Here is an 18,837-nt window from a genome sequence, read left to right as displayed (position 1 = left end):
ATAGCAAATGACCGACAAAAAAGTTACTCGACTGCGTCGCGCTCGCAAAGCACGCCTGAAAATGCACGAACTCGAAGTCGTGCGTCTCTGCGTGTTCCGCTCGTCGCAGCACATCTACGCCCAGGTCATTTCGGCCGACGGCAACAAAGTCCTGGCATCTGCCTCGACTTTGGATAAAGAACTGCGTGATGGCGCCACTGGCAACATCGACGCGGCCACTAAGGTTGGCCAGCTGGTCGCTACGCGTGCTAAAGCCGCTGGCGTCTCGCAGGTGGCTTTCGACCGCTCTGGCTTCAAGTACCACGGTCGCGTCAAGGCGCTGGCTGATGCTGCTCGTGAAGCTGGGCTGGAGTTCTAAGTTATGTCAAATAACGACCAAAAGCGCGACGAAGGCTACATTGAGAAGCTGGTTCAAGTTAACCGCGTAGCCAAAACCGTTAAAGGCGGCCGTATCTTCACTTTCACCGCGTTGACCGTGGTTGGTGATGGTAAAGGGCGTGTTGGCTTCGGCCGTGGCAAGTCACGTGAAGTGCCTGCCGCGATCCAGAAGGCAATGGAAGCTGCTCGTCGCAACATGATCCAAGTTGATCTGAACGGCACCACTCTGCAGTACGCAATGAAGTCTGCTCATGGCGCTTCGAAGGTGTATATGCAGCCTGCTTCTGAAGGTACCGGTATCATCGCTGGCGGCGCTATGCGTGCTGTCCTCGAAGTTGCTGGCGTTCAGAACGTTCTGGCCAAGTGCTACGGCTCGACTAACCCGGTAAACGTGGTTCACGCCACTTTCAAAGGTTTGAAAGCTATGCAATCTCCTGAATCCATTGCCGCCAAGCGTGGCAAAAGCGTCAAGGAGATCTTCTGATCATGGCTACCGTTAAAGTTACGCTGATCAAAAGCATGACCGGCCGCATCCCTAACCACAAACTGTGCGTTAAGGGTCTGGGTCTGCGTCGCATCGGTCACACTGTAGAAGTACTTGATACTCCCGAGAATCGCGGGATGATCAACAAGGCTTACTACATGCTGCGTGTCGAGGGTTAATCGATGAAACTCAATGATCTGAGTCCAGCGCCGGGTTCCCGTCGCGAAAAGCATCGTCCGGGCCGTGGTATCGGTAGTGGTTTGGGCAAGACCGGTGGCCGTGGCCACAAAGGTCAGTCCTCCCGCTCCGGTGGCACCATTGCTCCAGGCTTTGAAGGCGGTCAACAGCCGCTGCATCGTCGCCTGCCGAAATTCGGTTTCGTTTCCTTGAAAGCCATGGATCGCGCAGAAGTGCGTCTGTCCGAGCTGGCCAAAGTGGAAGGCGACATCGTCACCGTGCAGTCCCTGAAAGATGCCAACGTTATTAACGTCAACGTACAGCGTGTGAAAATCATGCTGTCCGGCGAAGTTACTCGCGCTGTCACCATCGGAAAGGGAATCGGCGCCACCAAAGGTGCGCGTGCGGCTATCGAAGCAGCTGGCGGCAAGTTCGAGGAATAAATGGCTAAGCAAGGTGCTCTCTCTGCGCTCGGCAAAGGCGGTATGTCTGAACTCTGGGCTCGTCTGCGTTTTCTGTTCCTGGCGATTATCGTCTACCGAATAGGCGCACACATCCCGGTTCCAGGTATTAACCCGGACCGACTCGCGGACCTGTTTCGACAGAATGAGGGGACCATTCTTAGCTTGTTCAACATGTTTTCCGGCGGCGCGCTGGAACGGATGAGCATCTTTGCACTGGGGATCATGCCGTACATTTCGGCATCGATCATCATGCAACTGATGACCGCCGTCAGCCCGCAGCTGGAGCAGTTGAAGAAGGAAGGTGAAGCTGGCCGTCGCAAGATCAGCCAGTACACCCGCTACGGCACTGTCGTCCTCGCTCTGGTTCAGGCTATTGGCATGTCCATTGGTCTGGCGGGGCAGGGCGTTGCGTTCACTGGTGACTTTGGCTTCCATTTCGTCGCGGTATCCACTTTTGTGGCTGGTGCGATGTTCATGATGTGGCTGGGTGAGCAGATTACTGAGCGTGGTGTTGGCAACGGTATCTCGATGTTGATTTTTTCGGGTATCGTCGCCGGTCTTCCGAGAGCGATCGGGCAGTCTTTCGAGTCTGCACGTCAGGGTGATATCAACATCTTCGCCCTGGTTGCCATCGGTTTGCTGGCAGTAGCGATTATCGGTTTCGTGGTGTTCATTGAGCGTGGTCAGCGTCGTATTGCTGTTCACTACGCCAAGCGTCAGCAGGGCCGCAAGGTCTTCGCTGCGCAGACTAGCCACTTGCCGCTGAAGGTGAACATGGCCGGTGTTATTCCGGCTATTTTCGCGAGCAGCATTTTGCTGTTCCCGGCTTCGTTGGGTGCCTGGTTCGGTCAGTCTGAAGGTATGGGCTGGTTGCAGGACATCTCGCAGTCGATCGCTCCTGGTCAGCCGTTGAATATTCTGCTGTTTAGTGCAGGGATTATTTTCTTCTGCTTCTTCTATACGGCGTTGATGTTCAATCCGAAAGACGTAGCGGAAAACCTGAAGAAGTCCGGTGCCTTTATTCCGGGTATCCGTCCAGGCGAGCAGTCTGCGCGCTATATTGATGGCGTTCTGACTCGTTTGACCATGTTCGGTGCTCTTTACATGACGGCCGTGTGCTTGCTGCCCCAGTTCCTGGTGGTTGCAGCAAACGTACCGTTCTACCTTGGCGGGACCTCGTTGCTGATCGTCGTCGTGGTTGTGATGGACTTCATGTCCCAAGTACAATCGCACCTCGTTTCGCACCAGTACGAATCCCTGATGAAGAAAGCCAACCTGAAGGGTTACGGCAGCGGCATGTTGCGCTGAGTACCCATAAGGTTCGAGGAGTTGGTGATGAAAGTTCGTGCATCGGTGAAAAAGCTGTGCCGTAACTGCAAAATTATTCGCCGCGAAGGTGTTGTTCGAGTAATTTGCAGCGCGGAACCGCGTCACAAACAGCGCCAAGGCTGAGTGTGATTGTGCTTCAAGCCCGGCAGCTAGTGCGCTGCCGGGTTGATTATTTGTTATTACAGCGATATTATCTCGCGCCCTATTTCTTGGCTTCCGGGGCGTAGGTAGCTGTCAATTGGAGTCCCACTGAATGGCCCGTATTGCAGGCGTTAACATTCCAGATAACAAGCATACTGTTATCTCGCTGACCTACATCTATGGTGTTGGTCGCACTACTGCACAGAAGATCTGTGCAGTGACTGGGGTAAACCCAGCCGCAAAGATCAAAGATCTGAGCGACGAGCAGATTGAACAGCTGCGTGGCGAAGTGGCGAAGTTCACCACTGAAGGTGACCTGCGTCGCGAAATCAACATGAAAATCAAGCGTTTGATGGACCTCGGTTGCTATCGCGGTCTGCGTCATCGTCGTGGTCTTCCAGTGCGCGGTCAGCGTACCAAGACTAACGCGCGTACCCGTAAAGGTCCGCGTAAGCCGATCCGCAAGTAATCGCCCCAGCGAATCGACAGGAAATTAATCATGGCTAAACCTGCTGCTCGTCCTCGTAAAAAAGTCAAAAAGACAGTGGTTGATGGCATCGCCCACATCCATGCGTCTTTTAACAACACAATCGTGACCATCACCGACCGTCAAGGTAACGCGCTTTCTTGGGCTACCTCCGGTGGTTCGGGTTTCCGCGGTTCTCGCAAGTCCACGCCGTTTGCTGCTCAAGTAGCTGCTGAACGTGCTGGTCAAGCTGCGCTGGAATACGGTCTGAAAAACCTCGACGTAAACGTCAAAGGTCCAGGCCCAGGTCGTGAATCCGCAGTCCGCGCTTTGAACGGCTGTGGCTACAAGATCGCCAGCATCACCGACGTGACGCCAATCCCGCACAACGGGTGCCGTCCGCCGAAGAAGCGCCGCGTGTAATCCAGGAGATTGTAAAGAATGGCTCGTTACATTGGTCCAAAATGCAAACTGGCTCGTCGTGAAGGCACCGATCTCTTTCTGAAGAGCGGCGTGCGCGCGATCGAATCGAAGTGCAACATCGAAGCAGCACCTGGTATCCACGGCCAACGCCGCGGTCGCCAGTCCGATTACGGCACCCAACTGCGTGAAAAGCAGAAGGTCCGTCGTATCTACGGCGTTCTCGAGCGTCAATTCAGCGGCTACTACAAAGAAGCTGCTGGCAAGAAAGGCGCAACTGGCGAAAACCTGTTGCAGCTGCTCGAATGCCGTCTGGACAACGTTGTATACCGTATGGGTTTTGGCTCTACTCGTGCCGAATCCCGTCAGCTGGTATCGCACAAATCCGTAAGCGTTAACGGTCAAACCGTAAACGTGCCGTCGTACCAGGTTCGTGCTGGTGACGTGGTCGCGATTCGCGAGAAAGCAAAGAACCAACTTCGCATTGTCCAAGCTCTCGATCTGTGTGCCCAACGTGGCCGCGTAGAATGGGTAGAAGTAGACACTGAGAAGAAGTCGGGCGTTTTCAAGAACGTTCCTGCTCGCAGTGATCTGTCCGCCGACATCAACGAAAGCCTGATTGTCGAGCTCTACTCCAAGTAAGGGCTAGAAAATAGGTGCATCCATGCAGATTTCGGTAAATGAGTTCCTGACACCCCGCCATATTGATGTGCAGGTTGTCAGTCCAACCCGCGCCAAGATCACTCTCGAGCCTCTCGAGCGTGGTTTCGGCCACACCCTGGGCAACGCGCTGCGACGCATCTTGTTGTCCTCAATGCCCGGCTGTGCAGTAGTCGAGGCCGAGATTGACGGTGTGCTCCACGAGTACAGCGCCATCGAAGGTGTACAGGAAGACGTAATTGAAATCCTGTTGAACCTTAAAGGTCTGGCTATCAAGCTGCACGGCCGTGACGAAGTTACGCTGACCTTGTCGAAGAAGGGTTCGGGGGTGGTTACCGCTGCCGATATTCAGCTGGATCATGATGTCGAGATCGTTAACCCCGATCACGTAATCGCTAACCTGGCGTCTAACGGCGCCCTGAACATGAAGCTCACCGTAGCTCGTGGTCGTGGTTATGAACCGGCAGACTCGCGTCAGAGCGATGAAGACGAAAGCCGCAGCATCGGTCGCTTGCAGCTTGACTCTTCGTTCAGCCCGGTTCGCCGTATCGCATACGTGGTGGAAAACGCCCGTGTCGAACAGCGTACTAACCTGGACAAGCTGGTTATTGATCTGGAAACCAACGGTACTCTGGATCCTGAAGAGGCTATCCGTCGCGCTGCAACCATCCTGCAACAGCAGTTGGCTGCGTTCGTGGACCTCAAAGGTGATAGTGAGCCAGTGGTTGTCGAGCAGGAAGACGAGATCGATCCGATCCTGCTTCGCCCGGTTGACGATCTGGAACTGACTGTACGTTCGGCTAACTGCCTTAAGGCGGAAAACATCTACTACATCGGTGACCTGATTCAGCGTACCGAAGTAGAGCTGTTGAAGACTCCGAACCTTGGCAAGAAATCCTTGACTGAAATCAAGGACGTTCTGGCCTCCCGCGGTCTGTCCCTCGGCATGCGCCTCGACAACTGGCCGCCTGCAAGTCTTAAGAAGGACGACAAGGCGACTGCCTGATCGTCGTAATCACCGAACGTTGTGTTTGGTAAGGAATGAACCATGCGTCATCGTAAAAGTGGTCGTCACCTGAGCCGCACTAGCTCGCACCGCAAGGCCATGTTTCAAAACATGGCAGTGTCGCTGTTCGAGCACGAGCTGATCAAAACTACACTGCCGAAAGCTAAAGAACTGCGTCGCGTTGCTGAGCCGCTGATCACTTTGGCCAAGACAGACAGCCTGGCTAACCGCCGTCTGGTTTTCGACCGTACTCGTTCGAAAGCTATCGTTGGTAAGCTCTTCAACGACCTGGGCAAGCGTTACGCTACCCGTGAGGGTGGCTACCTGCGCATCCTCAAGTGCGGCTTCCGCACTGGTGACAACGCGCCTATGGCGTACGTTGAGTTGGTTGATCGTCCAGTTGGCGGTGAAGCTGTATCCGCTGAGTAAGACGTCAGTCTGAAACGAAGAACCGGGCCTAGTGCCCGGTTTTTTGTGGGCGCTGGAAAACCGACTATATTTCTTACTTCGCTGCCGGTTCTCTAATAAACCAGCCATTATCTGTCGAGGTTCTGTATTAGTTATTTTCTATCAAAGTCCATGACTTAATGCATTTGATGGTGTCATCTTGATGGTCAATACTCCCTCCAAGCCGATTTGCCGGCAGTTCCTAGCCTGACCTGAGGAAGATTGAGCATGAGTACCATCCTTACCACCGCCAGCGGCGCGCCCGTTGCCGATAACCAGAACTCTCGCACTGCCGGCCCTCGGGGCCCGTTGCTCCTCGATGACTTTCACCTCATCGAAAAGCTTGCGCATTTCAACCGTGAAAACATTCCTGAACGTCGTGTACACGCCAAGGGTTCGGGCGCTCACGGTAAATTCACCGTCACCCGGGATATCACCCAGTACACCAGGGCGAAGCTGTTCGAGTCGGTTGGTAAAGAAACACCCACCTTCCTTCGGTTTTCGACCGTTGGTGGCGAGCGTGGTTCGGCTGATACCGAACGCGATCCACGTGGTTTTGCGCTGAAGTTTTATACCGAAGAAGGCAACTGGGACATCGTTGGTAACAACACGCCAGTGTTCTTCATTCGCGATCCACTGAAATTCCCGGACTTTATCCACACCCAGAAACGCCTGCCGCAAAGCAATCTGAAAAGCGCACAAATGATGTGGGACTTCTGGTCGCACTCTCCTGAGGCGCTGCACCAAGTCACCATCTTGTTCTCGGATCGCGGCATCCCTGACGGCTACCGTCACATGCACGGCTTCGGCAGCCACACCTACAGTCTGATCAGCGCCAAGGGTGAGCGTCATTGGGTGAAATGGCACTACAAGACCCAGCAGGGGATCAAGAACCTGGCGCCGGCAGACGCGGCACGCTTGGCCGGTACCGATCCGGATTATGCTCAGCGGGATCTGTTCGGTGCGATCGAACGCGGTGATTTCCCCAAATGGCGCGTGTGCATTCAGATCATGACCGAGGCCCAGGCCTCGGCACACTACGAGAACCCGTTCGACGTGACCAAGACCTGGTCGCAGAAAGAGTTCCCGCTGATCGAAGTGGGTGAACTGGAGCTCAACCGCAATCCGCAGAATTACTTTGCTGAAGTGGAGCAGGCTGCATTTGGCCCAAGCAACATGGTCCCGGGTGTGGGGCTGTCGCCGGATCGCATGCTGCAAGGTCGTGTGTTCGCTTACGCTGATGCTCACCGCTACCGTGTTGGCACCAACCACCAGCAGCTGCCGGTGAATGCTCCGCGTAATCAGGTCAACAGCTATCAGCGTGATGGTTCCATGGCGTTCGGCAGCAACGGTGGTGCAACGCCCAATTACGAGCCGAACAGCTACGTAGAGTCGCCGAAACAAGCCCCGCGCTACGCCGAGCCTGCGCTGGCCTTGAGCGGTGCGGCTGATCGTTACGATCACCGCGAAGACACCGATTACTACAGCCACGCCGGCGCGCTGTTCCGCCTGATGAGTGATGAGCAGAAAACCCTGCTGGTCAACAACATTGCCGGCGCCATGGCTGGGGTTTCCAGCGATGTGGTTGACCGTCAACTGCAGCACTTCTTCAGGGCTGACTCGGCATATGGAGAAGCAATTGCAAAGGCGTTGGGCGTACAGCTTAACTAAGTCTAAACGATAAGCAGAACCGCCCTCATTTGGGCGGCTTTTGCGTTATTTAAACCACTTTTCTCAGAATATCTTCTCTTTTATCGCGTAAGCGGAGTGACCAATCAGTCGCCTTGGTTCAAACTACGGACTTTCAAGCAGGGAGATGTAGGGCGATGCAAGGCCACCCAGACGTAATCGATTACCTCAACACGTTGCTGACCGGCGAACTGGCGGCGCGTGATCAATATTTCATCCATTCGCGGATGTACGAGGACTGGGGTTTCACCGAGCTCTACGAACGTATCAACCACGAGATGGAAGAAGAGGCGCAGCACGCTGACGCCCTGATGCGTCGCATCCTGATGCTCGAAGGCACGCCACGCATGCGTCCGGACGACCTGGATGTCGGCACCACAGTGCCTGATATGCTCGCTGCCGACCTGCGACTGGAATACAAAGTCCGTGCCGCACTCTGCAAGGGCATCGAGCTCTGCGAGCGGCACAAGGACTACGTCAGCCGCGAGATCCTGCGTATTCAACTGGCCGATACCGAAGAAGATCACACCTACTGGCTGGAGAAGCAGCTGGGTCTGATCAAATTGATCGGTCTGGAGAATTATCTGCAATCGCAGTTCTGATCCTGCTTTGCAGGAGCATGGCTTGCCGGCGTTGGCGTCTTTTAGATCGCCATCGCGAGCAAGCTTTGCTCCTACAGAGGCAAGAAACAAAAAAGCCCCTGTCACCGATAAAGTGACAGGGGCTTTTTCATGGGCCTGAATCAGGCCTTGTCGCGAGCCAGCAGCGGCTTGAGGTAGAAGCCGGTGTGAGACTGCTTCATCTCCGAGACTTCTTCCGGCGTACCGACGGCAATGATCTGCCCGCCTTTGGAGCCGCCTTCCGGCCCCAGGTCAACCAACCAGTCCGCAGTCTTGATCACGTCCAGGTTGTGCTCGATCACCACCACGGTGTTGCCGTGGTCGCGCAGGCGATGCAGTACGTCGAGCAGTTGCTGGATATCCGCGAAGTGCAGGCCCGTGGTCGGCTCGTCGAGGATATACAGGGTCTTGCCGGTATCGCGTTTGGACAGCTCGCGGGACAGTTTCACCCGCTGGGCTTCACCACCGGACAGCGTGGTCGCCGATTGCCCAAGCTTGATGTACGACAGACCGACGTCCATCAGCGTCTGCAGCTTGCGCGCCAGCGCCGGAACCGCATCGAAGAACACCCGGGCTTCCTCGATCGTCATCTCGAGGGTTTCGTGGATGTTCTTGCCCTTGTACTTGATCTCCAGCGTTTCGCGGTTGTAGCGCTTGCTCTTGCAGACGTCGCACGGGACATAGATGTCCGGCAGGAAGTGCATTTCCACCTTGATCAGGCCATCGCCCTGGCAAGCCTCGCAACGCCCGCCCTTCACGTTGAAGGAGAAACGCCCCGGGCCGTAACCACGGGAGCGGGACTCAGGCACGCCGGCAAACAGTTCGCGAATAGGCGTGAACAATCCGGTGTAGGTCGCCGGGTTGGAGCGGGGAGTACGACCAATCGGGCTCTGGTCGATATCTACAACTTTATCCAGATGTTCCAGGCCCTTGATGCTGTCGTGAGCGGCAGCTTCAAGCGTCGTGGCGCCGTTGAGTGCCGTGGCGCTCAGCGGAAACAGCGTGTTGTTGATCAGCGTCGATTTGCCTGAGCCGGATACACCGGTCACGCAGGTCAACAGACCCAACGGGATTTCCAGATCGACATTGCGCAGGTTGTTGCCGCGAGCGCCCTTGAGCGACAAGGTCATCTTTTTGTTACGCGGTGTACGTTTTGCCGGCACTGCGATTTTCACGCGGCCTGACAAATACTTGCCGGTCAGCGAGTCCGGGTGAGCCATGACTTCAGCTGGAGTCCCTTCGGCGACAATGTGCCCGCCATGCACGCCGGCACCAGGGCCGATGTCCACCACGTAGTCGGCCAGACGAATCGCATCTTCGTCGTGCTCAACCACAATCACCGTGTTACCGATGTCTCGCAGGTGCTTGAGGGTACCGAGCAAGCGATCGTTGTCCCGCTGGTGCAGGCCAATCGACGGTTCGTCAAGGATGTACAGAACCCCCACCAGGCCCGCACCAATCTGGCTGGCCAAGCGAATACGCTGGGCTTCACCGCCGGACAACGTGTCGGCACTGCGATCCAGCGACAGATAGTCGAGACCGACGTTAACCAGGAACTGCAGACGCTCGCGGATTTCCTTGAGAATCTTGTCGGCAATTTCGCCACGTCGGCCAGTCAGCTTCAGCACGCCGAAATACTCACAGGCATCGCCGATGGGCAGATTGGTCACTGCCGGCAAGGTCTTCTCGCCGACCCAAACGTGCCGCGCCTCGCGACGCAGTCGGGTGCCACGGCAATCCGGGCAAGGCTGGGTGCTGAGGAATTTGGCCAGCTCTTCGCGTACCGAGGCGGACTCGGTTTCGCGGTAGCGACGTTCCAGGTTCGGCACGATGCCTTCGAACGGGTGCGAGCGTTTGACGATGTCGCCACGGTCGTTCAGGTATTTAAAGTCGACGTTCTGCGAACCGCTGCCGTGCAGGATGAATTTCTGTTGATCGGCCGGCAGGTCGTTGAACGGCACTTCCAGGCTGAACTTGTAGTGGGACGCCAACGACCCGAGCATCTGGAAGTAATAGACGTTGCGCCGGTCCCAGCCACGTATCGCGCCTTCGGCCAGGGTCAGTTCGCCATTGACCAGTCGCTTGATGTCGAAGAACTGCTTAACGCCCAGGCCATCGCAAGTCGGGCAGGCGCCGGCCGGGTTGTTGAAGGAGAAGAGCTTGGGTTCCAGCTCGCTGATGGCATGGCCGCAGATCGGGCAGGCGAAGCGTGCGGAGAAGATCATCTCTTCGCCCGGCTCGTCGTCCATCGGTGCAACCAGCGCGATACCGTCCGCCAGCTTCAGCGCGGTCTCGAAGGACTCCGCCAGACGCTGTTGCAGATCGGCGCGGACCTTGAAGCGGTCGACCACTACATCAATCGAATGCTTCTTCTGTTTATCCAGCTTCGGCAGTTCGTCCAGCTCACAGAGCCGGCCGTTGACCCGGGCCCGAACGAAACCTTGGGCGCGCAGTTCTTCGAAAACCGATAGATGCTCGCCTTTACGCTCGCGAATCACCGGTGCCAGCAGCATCAGTTTGCTGCCTTCCGGTTGCGCGAGGACCAGGTCGACCATCTGGCTGACAGTCTGCGCTTCCAGTGGAATGTCGTGATCCGGGCAGCGCGGGATACCAACGCGGGCGTACAGCAGGCGCAGGTAGTCGTAGATTTCGGTGATGGTGCCGACCGTCGAGCGCGGGTTATGCGAGGTCGACTTCTGTTCGATGGAGATCGCCGGCGACAGGCCTTCAATGGTGTCGACGTCAGGCTTTTCCATCATCGACAGGAACTGCCGGGCATAGGCCGACAGGGACTCGACGTAGCGGCGCTGGCCTTCGGCGTACAGCGTGTCGAAAGCCAGGGACGACTTGCCGGATCCGGACAGGCCGGTGATGACGATCAGTTTGTCCCGTGGCAGGGTCAGGTCGATGTTCTTCAGGTTGTGGGTTCGGGCCCCACGAATCAGGATCTTGTCCAAAGTGGCCTCGCTCGGCGGGCGTCGAAAACGTAGGAGTATACGGCCAAATACTGGATGGATGCACACTATCAAATGCGGGTTGCACAGGCTTACATGAAGAGTGCGTCATCTATGCGCGTCATAGCGTCGCGATATACCCCGTCAATCGATGGGACTGGTAGAATCGCCGCCGGTTCACATGAGGTTTTTCCATGCACGATCCCCACAGCGAACGCATGAGTGGCAGTGAGACCCGCGCAGCAAGCGGTCTGGCCCTGGTGTTCGCCTTCCGTATGCTTGGCATGTTCATGGTGTTGCCGGTTCTGGCGACCTATGGGATGGACCTGGCTGGAGCGACCCCGGCCCTTATAGGGCTGGCGATTGGCGCTTATGGCCTGACCCAGGCGATTTTTCAGATTCCGTTCGGTTTCATTTCCGATCGTATCGGCCGGCGTCCGGTCATTTATCTGGGGCTGATCGTTTTCGCCCTGGGTAGCGTGCTGGCGGCCAATGCCGATTCGATCTGGGGCGTCATCGCCGGTCGAGTGCTGCAAGGCGCCGGGGCGATTTCCGCGGCGGTCATGGCGCTGCTGTCAGACCTGACCCGGGAACAGCATCGGACCAAAGCCATGGCCATGATCGGCATGACAATTGGTCTGTCGTTCGCGGTCGCCATGGTTGTAGGACCGTTGCTGACCCGTGCGTTCGGTCTGTCTGGCTTGTTCCTCGCCACCGGCGGCATGGCGCTGTTCGGCATCGTGATCGTGATGTTCATGGTGCCGCGCGCCACCGGCCCGTTGCAGCACCGTGAGTCCGGCGTTGCGCGCCAGGCGCTGATCCCGACACTCAAGCACCCGGACCTGCTGCGCCTGGACCTCGGCATTTTTGTGTTACATGCGATGTTGATGTCGAGCTTCGTTGCATTGCCCCTGGCTCTGGTCGAAAAAGCCGGGCTGCCCAAAGAGCAGCACTGGTGGGTGTACCTGACCGCGCTGCTGATCTCCTTCTTCGCCATGATCCCGTTCATTATCTACGGCGAGAAGAAACGCAAAATGAAACGAGTTTTATTGGGCGCCGTGACGACGCTGATGCTCACTGAGCTATTCTTCTGGCAGTTCGGCGACACCTTGCGAGCTCTGGTGATTGGTACGGTGGTGTTCTTCACCGCGTTCAATCTGCTGGAAGCTTCCTTGCCATCGCTGATCAGCAAGGTTTCACCAGCGGGCGGGAAGGGCACTGCGATGGGGGTTTATTCCACCAGCCAGTTCCTCGGTTCGGCGCTGGGCGGGATCCTCGGCGGCTGGATGTTCCAGCATGGCGGTTTGTCGGTTGTCTTCCTCGGATGCGCTGGCCTGGCTGCCCTCTGGTTGGCCTTTGCTGTTACCATGCGCGAACCTCCCTACGTGACGAGTCTGCGCTTGCCGCTGTCGCCCGAGGCGATCCGCGAAGCGGGTCTGGTTGAGCGCCTGAAGGCCGTCGTAGGGGTAACAGATGCAGTGATCGTTGCAGACGAAGCGGCGATTTACATCAAATTGGACACAGAACTATTGGATCGCACCACCCTTGAGCGCCTGGTGAACAACCCGGCCGGGGAAGCGTGCGTAGCCTAGGAGAACGTTATGGCCCGTGGGGTTAACAAAGTCATATTGGTCGGTACTTGCGGCCAGGATCCCGAAGTTCGCTACTTGCCTAACGGTAACGCCGTGACCAACCTGAGTCTGGCGACCAGCGAACAATGGACCGACAAGCAAACCGGTCAGAAGGTCGAGAAGACCGAATGGCACCGTGTATCGATGTTCGGCAAGGTTGCCGAAATCGCCGGTGAATACCTGCGTAAAGGTTCGCAGGTCTACATCGAAGGCAAACTGCAAACCCGCGAGTGGGAAAAAGACGGTATCAAGCGTTACACCACTGAAATCGTGGTCGACATGCAAGGCACCATGCAACTGCTGGGCGGCCGTCCACAGCAGGGCGATCAGCAAGGCGGGGGCAATAACTACCAGCAGTCCGCCCCGGCCCCACGTCAGCAGGCGCCACGTCCGCAGCAGTCGGCACCGCAACAGTCGCGTCAGGCTCCGCCTCCACAGCAGGCAGCGCCGCAACCGGCTCCGGATTTCGACAGCTTTGATGACGATATCCCGTTCTGATTTGCTGTTGTAACCGCTGCAAACAAAAAGGCCCGTCGCTGTAAACGACGGGCCTTTTTTGTGCCTGCAAAACACCACGATCAACTGTAGGAGCTGCGGCACGCTGCGATTTTTTGATCTTGAAAAACAGAATCAAAAGATCGCAGCGTGCCGCAGTTCCTACAGGGATGGCGTTTCAATCAAGGATCAAATGCGGCAAAAACCGGCTTGAATCCTTGGTGATCAAACTGTTGTCTTCCCGCACGCCAATGCCGGCCGCCTGGTCGCCAATCACCCACGAGCCGACCAACGTAAAGCTGTCGCCAAACTTCGGCAACGGGGCGAATTCCTGAAGGATAAACGGCGCGTCGGTGTAGGGGCCGTCCTCTTTCACGATCAGACCGTCGGCAGTTTGCAACTCGATGTTGGCGCCTTCCCGAGAGAAGAATGGCTTGCGCACCCAGCCCTTGGGCACCGCTTTGCTTGGATCGGTATCCAGATGGGCGGCGAGCAGGTTCGGGTGACCTTTGTTGAATTCCCACAGCAACGGCAGGATGCCTTTGTTGGAGATGATCGATTTCCAGGCTGGCTCGAAAAACTGCGTATCGCTCTGGGCAATCGCCGCGCCGAAGGGCTCGTGGAAGATGAACTCCCAGGCGTGCAGTTTGAACAGGTGTGGAATCCAGCGATCTTCGAGGTCGACGAAACGGCCATCACTGGTGAGGCCAATGTCTTCGAGATCGATGTGGCGTGATTCGATGCCGACCTTTTCCGCGATCAGGCGCAGGTAGTCGGTGGTGCCTTTGTCTTCAAGCGAGTCTTTCATCGAGGCGAAGTAGAACGGTTGCGTGAGCTGCAGTTGAGCAAAGGCCTGATGCAGCTTGGTGTCGATGCTGTTGAACTGGTCGGCATGCTTGGGCAGCAGACCGCGTTCGATGCACTGCTCCAGCCAGCCCCACTGAAACGCCGACGCCTCATACAGGCTGGTCGGCGTGTCGTAGTTGAGTTCCAGCAACTTGGCCGGCCCGGTGCCGTTGTAGGAGAAGTCCATCCGTCCATACAAGTGCGGGTGGCCTTCGAGCCATGAAGTGCGCACCAGGTCGAAGAACGGCGCGGGAATGCTCAGGCGCTCCAACAGTTCCTCGCTCTGCACCACGCGGGCCACCAGGTCCATGCACATGTCATGAAGCTCGGTGGTCGGGTCTTCGAGATCGTTCTCGATCTGTTTGAGCGTGAACTGGTAGTACGCGCTCTCGTCCCAATAGGGTTCGTCGTCGATGGTATGGAACATAAAACCGAGATTTTCGGCGGTCTGTTTCCAGTCATGACGCTCTGCGCAATGGACCTTTTTCATCGTCAGCTGCTCGAACGACCGGAACTGCTACCCCAGCCGCCCCAACCGCTGCGCGCAGTGGATTGACTGCCGAAGCCGCCACGTGATGTCGAAGATGCAACGTTCACCGGTTTGCTTTTGCTGCTCTCGTAGTCGGGCTGGCTGCGCGGTGCCGATTCGATTTTGCGGGACTGCGTAGAGGTGTTGTAGGTCTGACGAGTATCGCGGTCGCGGTAAACCGTGCGGTTCGCGTTGTTGCTCATCGCGTTGCCGATCAGCCATCCGCTCAGCCAGCCATTACCCGCGCCACTGGAGGCGTGGGCAGTGGGTTGCACATTCTGCGCCGCCGCGGCATCACCTGCGGGCATTTGCGCATCGGCAATGGCGTCGAGATCCTGCGCTGCTTCAGCGTTGTGCGGCACTTTAAAGCCGCCGAGTTTGGGTGCGAAACGACCGGCAGAATTTTTCTGACACCAATCGGCGGCGAAATCCGCATCGCATTTGTCCTTGTCGTCGTACGCGGGGGCGATGCGTCGGTGCTCGGTCAAGGCGGCGACGTAGGCGTTGGAGCAGACATCGGCCGCGACTTCGGCATCGACGCACTGTTCCACGCTTTGGAAACTGCGTGGTTGATCCACGGCCGCCGCTTCGCCGGAAATGGCCAGGGCCACCGACGCCGCGAGGGATAACTGAACGTATTTGCTTCGTTTCATCGAGGGCTTCCTGCCGGTCAGTTGGAAGGAGTCATGCACGCGGCGTTCAGCATGCCGACGCTGATGGCTACCGCTGCGACATAGATGCCGGCAGCGACTTCACCTTTGCGGATGCGTTCGGAAGTGCCTTTGAGCACCAGGCTGGTCATCAGGAATGCCAGCAACTGGACGAAGGCTGCGATCACCGCCCAGACCACGAAGTCGAGGATGCTGATCGAGTAGGCAATCACATTGCTGGCCGGAATAGCGAAGCCGATGATCGCGCCACCCAGGGCAATTGCAGCCGCAACGTTGCCCGAACGGATCAGTTCGAATTCTTTGTGCGGTGTGATGCGGGTGTAGACGAATTGGAACAGCGCGAACAGCACGGCGGCACCGAGGATGTACAAAACAAACCCGACCACGGCGGCCTTGTTCAGGGAGATGGAGAGCGCTTCAAGCATGGGAATCTTCCTTTTTAAAGAATGTTCAGATCGGTTGTGTACAGCGAAATACCCAGCGAGGTGCTCAGGCTGATGGTGCCTTCTGCGTCTTCCTCCACGGAAAACAGCAACAACTCGCGCCGATCGGTCAGGCCGGTTTCGCGGGCATACAGCATCGAGCGGTGCTCAATGGTGTAGGACTCGTCCGGGTTGACGACGCGCTCGCTGAGCGGGACCAATTCCGTCTGGCCGTTCTCGGTGCCCCACTCGCGGGCGTATTCGATGCCGTTATGGGTGTAGGTCGGCAGCCCGATCGGACTGTTCGCGCCCGCCAGGCGCTGCAATTCGGCATCGCTGTTGACGGTGACGTAGCTGAGGTAGTTGAACAGGATGACCGACTCGATCTGGTCATCGCCAGTGACGTGGATCTGCACCCAGAAATCCTCGTCGTTGGTGTAATAGCGGTGCAGTTTGTTGGACTGTCCGAGGTCGATCCAGCCCGCGCTCCAGATCGCCTGGTCAAGGGGCACTCGCACCGTGGTTGAACCGTCGAGCAGCAGTGCCAGGGTCGAATCGAACCTGAGGCCTTTGCCCTGGGCCATCCCGAGCGGGCCGATGGCAACGGCTGGCGTTGGCGCCGCGTGGCTGCCCAGCAAATCTTTAAACCATCCCATGGGTACATTCCTTGAAGCGGGTGGAGGTGTTCGTCGGTAAAAAAACGCGGCTAGTGTACCGGCCCAAGCCTCATGCAGGAGCTGCCGCAGGCTGCGATCTTTTGATCTTTAAGCAACAGATCAAAAGATCGCAGCCTACGGCAGCTCCTGCATGGGTGTTATTGGGTGGACTTTTGCTTCAAACGCTCAAGAATCGCGTTGGCGCTGCCCGAATCCGGGGTAATGCCGGCTTCGCGCAGTTTGCGCTCCAGGTCAGTGCCGGTCGAAGCGTCGGCCAGTTCGTCCTGGGCTTCGAGTTCAGCAGCGCGTTGCTGCTGCTTGGCCTGCAGGCGGTTCAGTGTACCGACGGCGGTTTCGAGCTTGCCGTTGGCGCCGCCACTGGCGATCGAAGCGCTGACCTGGGCTTTCTGTACGCTTTCGCGGGCCTTGGCCATGTCCACTTGCTGGCGCAGGCTTTTGATGCGGCTTTCGGCCTTGGTGATGTCTTTGCGCATGTTGTCTGCGTAACCGCCGAATTCGGTGGCCTGCTTTTGTTCAACATCGAGTTCATTGGTCAGGGTCGAAATGGCTTCAGCCACTTCCATCGCCAGGTCTTCACGGTTGGCCTGGATCGCGGCCATGGCCTTGGTTTCCAGGTCCTTGATCTTGGCGTTGTACTCGGCCACGCGGTCAGCCGACAGTTTGTGCTTGGCCATGATGGTGACCAGTTCGCGCTTGGCGTTGGCCAGGGCGCTGTCAGCATCGCGAATTTCCTGGTCGAGGATGCGCAGGGCCTGTTGGTCGACGATGGATTCGCCGACTTCGGTGGCACCGCCACGCAGCGCGGTGAACAATTTGCTCCAGATGGACTGTGTCATTGGATATTCCCTGTTCCTGAAAAATTAATGGAAGAAACGTTCAAAGGCTTCGCTGGCGCGCTGCACATTGTCGACGAGGGTTTTGACCTCGGTCACGACGTTGGTCAGGCTCGAATCGGAGCTGAGCGCGCCGAACATGTTGTAGACGACCTGCCCGTTGGGCATCGACTCGATACCGATCGAGGACAACGGGAACAACTCACGGCTGCGCAGGACGGCATCGTTGAAGGCCGGTACGTCCTTGATCGTCTCGACGTCCACCAGCACGGTGTCGACGATGATCTGCTCGCCCACGACTGCGATGTAAATTGGCAAGCCACCGAAGTCGTTCATTTCCAGCTTGATGCTCGACTCGGAGCCCTGGACGAGGGACAGAGTGATGTCGTTCGAAACCACTTCATCAAGGGCCTGGAAGGCGCTGAAGAGGCGGTCGATGTTCCAGTTAGTACCTGCGCTCATGTAATTCTCCGACATGAATGAGCCAGCCAGAATCGGTTGGCGTAGCTGTTTCTCCATCTGCTTGAGCAGGCTTCGGTTTTCGGGAAGCACCCAAGTCTCGTGTTTCACATAACCGGCAGCACCCAGGCCCGCACGCATCTGCTTCATATAAAAGCTCGACGGTTTTTTCGCGGACGGTTTCGAGCGCTCTCCCGTCGGGCTTTCTGATTTTGCGGTGGGGGAACGGCTTTTCATGGCAACGACTCGGTTATGGACATCTCACGCGTGAGCCACACTACAACCAATTCAAAATGCCATCAATGACTCACGCGTGAGTTTTTTATGGCAGACGAAAAAAGGCCCGCAGCGAGGCGGGCCCTTGTTGTTTCAGACAATTTGCAAGTTGTTGCTTAGCGATGGGCGCCCAGAAATTCGTCAGCGGAGACCACGCTGGCATAGGCGAAACCCAGAGACGACATAAAAGCGGCGTGAACATGAGCCGCTGGAACCGTAAAGCCATTGAACTCCAGGTCGCGGGTGGCGCAGGCGTCGTGAATCACCGTCACGGTGTAGCCAAGGTCGGCGGCTGCACGAGTAACGCCATCGACGCACATGTGGCTCATGCTGCCGACGATCACCAGGTTCTCGATGCCTTGCTCATCAAGGATGGCTTCCAGATCGGTTTCGCGGAACGAATTGACGAAGTGCTTGAGCACCACCGGCTCGTCGGCGCGGTTGAGGACTTTGGGGTGCAGCTTCGCGCCTTCGGAGCCCGGGGTGAAGAACGGCGCGTCGTCGGAGGTGAACTCGTGGCGGATGTGCACCACCGAATCACCGGCATCGCGGAAGGCCTGAATGATCCGGGCGGCGTTGTCCGCCGCAGCGTCGGCACCGACCAGAGGCCACTTGCCGTGGGGGAAGTAGTCGTTCTGGATATCGACTACGATGAGCGCTTGCTTGGCCATGGGTGTTTCCTCGAAGTGTGTGTGGGCGTGGAATGAAGTATTGGCGCTCACCGACTCTCCGAGGATTGGCCGCACCGACAATAGAAGGGGGA

The 18,837-nt window shown here is 57.2% G+C and carries 23 protein-coding genes; 15 read left to right on the top strand and 8 right to left on the bottom strand.

Annotation, left to right across the window (positions count from 1 at the left end; translation table 11 throughout):
• Positions 1-7: 7 nt before the first annotated feature.
• The 13 genes from rplR to bfr all read left to right on the top strand — a co-directional run bounded on the left by rplR (position 8) and on the right by bfr (position 8,263).
• Positions 8-358, top strand: coding sequence for a 50S ribosomal protein L18 (gene rplR, locus JFT87_RS01440; RefSeq protein ID WP_003186037.1), 351 nt, complete (start codon positions 8-10; stop codon positions 356-358).
• Between the two features lie 3 nt (positions 359-361).
• Positions 362-862 carry a 30S ribosomal protein S5 gene (rpsE, locus tag JFT87_RS01435; protein WP_003186035.1) on the top strand — a complete coding sequence of 167 codons (501 nt, stop codon included), beginning with the start codon at positions 362-364 and terminating at the stop codon, positions 860-862.
• A 2-nt stretch (positions 863-864) separates the two neighbouring features.
• On the top strand, positions 865-1,041 hold the full coding sequence (gene rpmD, locus JFT87_RS01430) for a 50S ribosomal protein L30 (protein ID WP_003186033.1): 177 nt from the start codon (positions 865-867) through the stop codon (positions 1,039-1,041).
• Positions 1,042-1,044: 3 nt separating this feature from the next.
• A complete protein-coding gene (rplO, locus tag JFT87_RS01425; protein WP_007896782.1) occupies positions 1,045-1,482 on the top strand; it encodes a 50S ribosomal protein L15 in 438 nt (145 codons plus the stop codon).
• Positions 1,483-2,811 (top strand): preprotein translocase subunit SecY, encoded by a 1,329-nt coding sequence (secY, locus tag JFT87_RS01420; RefSeq protein ID WP_003228718.1) that lies wholly within the window; start codon positions 1,483-1,485, stop codon positions 2,809-2,811.
• A 27-nt stretch (positions 2,812-2,838) separates the two neighbouring features.
• A complete protein-coding gene (gene rpmJ, locus JFT87_RS01415) occupies positions 2,839-2,955 on the top strand; it encodes a 50S ribosomal protein L36 (RefSeq protein WP_002555468.1) in 117 nt (38 codons plus the stop codon).
• A 130-nt stretch (positions 2,956-3,085) separates the two neighbouring features.
• Positions 3,086-3,442, top strand: a complete 357-nt coding sequence (gene rpsM / locus JFT87_RS01410; protein ID WP_003186020.1) for a 30S ribosomal protein S13 — start codon at positions 3,086-3,088, stop codon at positions 3,440-3,442.
• Between the two features lie 30 nt (positions 3,443-3,472).
• Positions 3,473-3,862, top strand: a complete 390-nt coding sequence (rpsK, locus tag JFT87_RS01405) for a 30S ribosomal protein S11 (protein ID WP_002555466.1) — start codon at positions 3,473-3,475, stop codon at positions 3,860-3,862.
• Between the two features lie 18 nt (positions 3,863-3,880).
• Positions 3,881-4,501, top strand: a complete 621-nt coding sequence (gene rpsD / locus JFT87_RS01400) for a 30S ribosomal protein S4 (RefSeq protein WP_003210056.1) — start codon at positions 3,881-3,883, stop codon at positions 4,499-4,501.
• 22 nt (positions 4,502-4,523) lie between these two features.
• Positions 4,524-5,525: a DNA-directed RNA polymerase subunit alpha gene (locus JFT87_RS01395; RefSeq protein ID WP_003186012.1), complete on the top strand. Its 1,002-nt coding sequence runs from the start codon at positions 4,524-4,526 to the stop codon at positions 5,523-5,525.
• Between the two features lie 42 nt (positions 5,526-5,567).
• The gene (gene rplQ / locus JFT87_RS01390; protein WP_201190750.1) at positions 5,568-5,954 is read left to right on the top strand and encodes a 50S ribosomal protein L17; all 387 of its coding nucleotides are present in this window, start codon (positions 5,568-5,570) and stop codon (positions 5,952-5,954) included.
• 246 nt (positions 5,955-6,200) lie between these two features.
• On the top strand, positions 6,201-7,643 hold the full coding sequence (locus tag JFT87_RS01385; protein WP_446739714.1) for a catalase: 1,443 nt from the start codon (positions 6,201-6,203) through the stop codon (positions 7,641-7,643).
• 155 nt (positions 7,644-7,798) lie between these two features.
• Positions 7,799-8,263 (top strand): bacterioferritin, encoded by a 465-nt coding sequence (bfr, locus tag JFT87_RS01380; protein WP_201198227.1) that lies wholly within the window; start codon positions 7,799-7,801, stop codon positions 8,261-8,263.
• 140 nt (positions 8,264-8,403) lie between these two features.
• Here bfr and uvrA read toward each other — a convergent pair whose 3' ends face one another.
• Entirely contained in the window at positions 8,404-11,238 is a 2,835-nt protein-coding gene (gene uvrA / locus JFT87_RS01375) for an excinuclease ABC subunit UvrA (protein WP_201198226.1), read from the bottom strand.
• A 191-nt stretch (positions 11,239-11,429) separates the two neighbouring features.
• Between uvrA and JFT87_RS01370 the strand changes: the two genes are divergently transcribed.
• Positions 11,430-12,827 carry an MFS transporter gene (locus tag JFT87_RS01370; RefSeq protein WP_201190756.1) on the top strand — a complete coding sequence of 466 codons (1,398 nt, stop codon included), beginning with the start codon at positions 11,430-11,432 and terminating at the stop codon, positions 12,825-12,827.
• Between the two features lie 9 nt (positions 12,828-12,836).
• Positions 12,837-13,364 (top strand): single-stranded DNA-binding protein, encoded by a 528-nt coding sequence (locus JFT87_RS01365; RefSeq protein ID WP_010467282.1) that lies wholly within the window; start codon positions 12,837-12,839, stop codon positions 13,362-13,364.
• A 175-nt stretch (positions 13,365-13,539) separates the two neighbouring features.
• Here JFT87_RS01365 and JFT87_RS01360 read toward each other — a convergent pair whose 3' ends face one another.
• The 7 genes from JFT87_RS01360 to JFT87_RS01330 all read right to left on the bottom strand — a co-directional run bounded on the left by JFT87_RS01360 (position 13,540) and on the right by JFT87_RS01330 (position 18,745).
• Positions 13,540-14,697, bottom strand: a complete 1,158-nt coding sequence (locus tag JFT87_RS01360) for a glutathionylspermidine synthase family protein (RefSeq protein WP_201198225.1) — start codon at positions 14,695-14,697, stop codon at positions 13,540-13,542.
• Positions 14,698-14,699: 2 nt separating this feature from the next.
• On the bottom strand, positions 14,700-15,389 hold the full coding sequence (locus JFT87_RS01355; RefSeq protein WP_201198224.1) for a DUF1190 domain-containing protein: 690 nt from the start codon (positions 15,387-15,389) through the stop codon (positions 14,700-14,702).
• Positions 15,390-15,406: 17 nt separating this feature from the next.
• Positions 15,407-15,832, bottom strand: a complete 426-nt coding sequence (locus tag JFT87_RS01350; protein ID WP_201198223.1) for a DUF350 domain-containing protein — start codon at positions 15,830-15,832, stop codon at positions 15,407-15,409.
• 14 nt (positions 15,833-15,846) lie between these two features.
• Positions 15,847-16,485, bottom strand: a complete 639-nt coding sequence (locus tag JFT87_RS01345) for a DUF2491 family protein (RefSeq protein WP_201198222.1) — start codon at positions 16,483-16,485, stop codon at positions 15,847-15,849.
• A 158-nt stretch (positions 16,486-16,643) separates the two neighbouring features.
• A complete protein-coding gene (locus tag JFT87_RS01340) occupies positions 16,644-17,342 on the bottom strand; it encodes a PspA/IM30 family protein (RefSeq protein WP_201198221.1) in 699 nt (232 codons plus the stop codon).
• 24 nt (positions 17,343-17,366) lie between these two features.
• The gene (locus JFT87_RS01335; protein WP_201198220.1) at positions 17,367-17,948 is read right to left on the bottom strand and encodes a YjfI family protein; all 582 of its coding nucleotides are present in this window, start codon (positions 17,946-17,948) and stop codon (positions 17,367-17,369) included.
• Positions 17,949-18,190: 242 nt separating this feature from the next.
• Positions 18,191-18,745, bottom strand: a complete 555-nt coding sequence (locus JFT87_RS01330) for a cysteine hydrolase family protein (protein WP_201198219.1) — start codon at positions 18,743-18,745, stop codon at positions 18,191-18,193.
• Positions 18,746-18,837 lie beyond the last annotated feature (92 nt).

It is taken from the genome of Pseudomonas sp. TH15 (assembly GCF_016651105.1).
In the GTDB taxonomy this organism is placed as follows: domain Bacteria; phylum Pseudomonadota; class Gammaproteobacteria; order Pseudomonadales; family Pseudomonadaceae; genus Aquipseudomonas.
The sequence above is the reverse complement of the archived record's forward strand: the minus strand, read 5'-3'. Positions and strand labels throughout refer to the sequence as shown.

What these genes read in the sequence shown, in the direction of transcription:
- rplR (WP_003186037.1), top strand. Translation starts at nt 8, where the DNA reads ATGACCGACAAAAAAGTTACTCGACTGCGTCGCGCTCGCAAAGCACGC.
- rpsE (WP_003186035.1), top strand. Translation starts at nt 362, where the DNA reads ATGTCAAATAACGACCAAAAGCGCGACGAAGGCTACATTGAGAAGCTG.
- rpmD (WP_003186033.1), top strand. Translation starts at nt 865, where the DNA reads ATGGCTACCGTTAAAGTTACGCTGATCAAAAGCATGACCGGCCGCATC.
- rplO (WP_007896782.1), top strand. Translation starts at nt 1,045, where the DNA reads ATGAAACTCAATGATCTGAGTCCAGCGCCGGGTTCCCGTCGCGAAAAG.
- secY (WP_003228718.1), top strand. Translation starts at nt 1,483, where the DNA reads ATGGCTAAGCAAGGTGCTCTCTCTGCGCTCGGCAAAGGCGGTATGTCT.
- rpmJ (WP_002555468.1), top strand. Translation starts at nt 2,839, where the DNA reads ATGAAAGTTCGTGCATCGGTGAAAAAGCTGTGCCGTAACTGCAAAATT.
- rpsM (WP_003186020.1), top strand. Translation starts at nt 3,086, where the DNA reads ATGGCCCGTATTGCAGGCGTTAACATTCCAGATAACAAGCATACTGTT.
- rpsK (WP_002555466.1), top strand. Translation starts at nt 3,473, where the DNA reads ATGGCTAAACCTGCTGCTCGTCCTCGTAAAAAAGTCAAAAAGACAGTG.
- rpsD (WP_003210056.1), top strand. Translation starts at nt 3,881, where the DNA reads ATGGCTCGTTACATTGGTCCAAAATGCAAACTGGCTCGTCGTGAAGGC.
- JFT87_RS01395 (WP_003186012.1), top strand. Translation starts at nt 4,524, where the DNA reads ATGCAGATTTCGGTAAATGAGTTCCTGACACCCCGCCATATTGATGTG.
- rplQ (WP_201190750.1), top strand. Translation starts at nt 5,568, where the DNA reads ATGCGTCATCGTAAAAGTGGTCGTCACCTGAGCCGCACTAGCTCGCAC.
- JFT87_RS01385 (WP_446739714.1), top strand. Translation starts at nt 6,201, where the DNA reads ATGAGTACCATCCTTACCACCGCCAGCGGCGCGCCCGTTGCCGATAAC.
- bfr (WP_201198227.1), top strand. Translation starts at nt 7,799, where the DNA reads ATGCAAGGCCACCCAGACGTAATCGATTACCTCAACACGTTGCTGACC.
- JFT87_RS01370 (WP_201190756.1), top strand. Translation starts at nt 11,430, where the DNA reads ATGCACGATCCCCACAGCGAACGCATGAGTGGCAGTGAGACCCGCGCA.
- JFT87_RS01365 (WP_010467282.1), top strand. Translation starts at nt 12,837, where the DNA reads ATGGCCCGTGGGGTTAACAAAGTCATATTGGTCGGTACTTGCGGCCAG.
- JFT87_RS01360 (WP_201198225.1), bottom strand. Translation starts at nt 14,697, where the DNA reads ATGAAAAAGGTCCATTGCGCAGAGCGTCATGACTGGAAACAGACCGCC.
- JFT87_RS01355 (WP_201198224.1), bottom strand. Translation starts at nt 15,389, where the DNA reads ATGAAACGAAGCAAATACGTTCAGTTATCCCTCGCGGCGTCGGTGGCC.
- JFT87_RS01350 (WP_201198223.1), bottom strand. Translation starts at nt 15,832, where the DNA reads ATGCTTGAAGCGCTCTCCATCTCCCTGAACAAGGCCGCCGTGGTCGGG.
- JFT87_RS01345 (WP_201198222.1), bottom strand. Translation starts at nt 16,485, where the DNA reads ATGGGATGGTTTAAAGATTTGCTGGGCAGCCACGCGGCGCCAACGCCA.
- JFT87_RS01340 (WP_201198221.1), bottom strand. Translation starts at nt 17,342, where the DNA reads ATGACACAGTCCATCTGGAGCAAATTGTTCACCGCGCTGCGTGGCGGT.
- JFT87_RS01335 (WP_201198220.1), bottom strand. Translation starts at nt 17,948, where the DNA reads ATGAAGCAGATGCGTGCGGGCCTGGGTGCTGCCGGTTATGTGAAACAC.
- JFT87_RS01330 (WP_201198219.1), bottom strand. Translation starts at nt 18,745, where the DNA reads ATGGCCAAGCAAGCGCTCATCGTAGTCGATATCCAGAACGACTACTTC.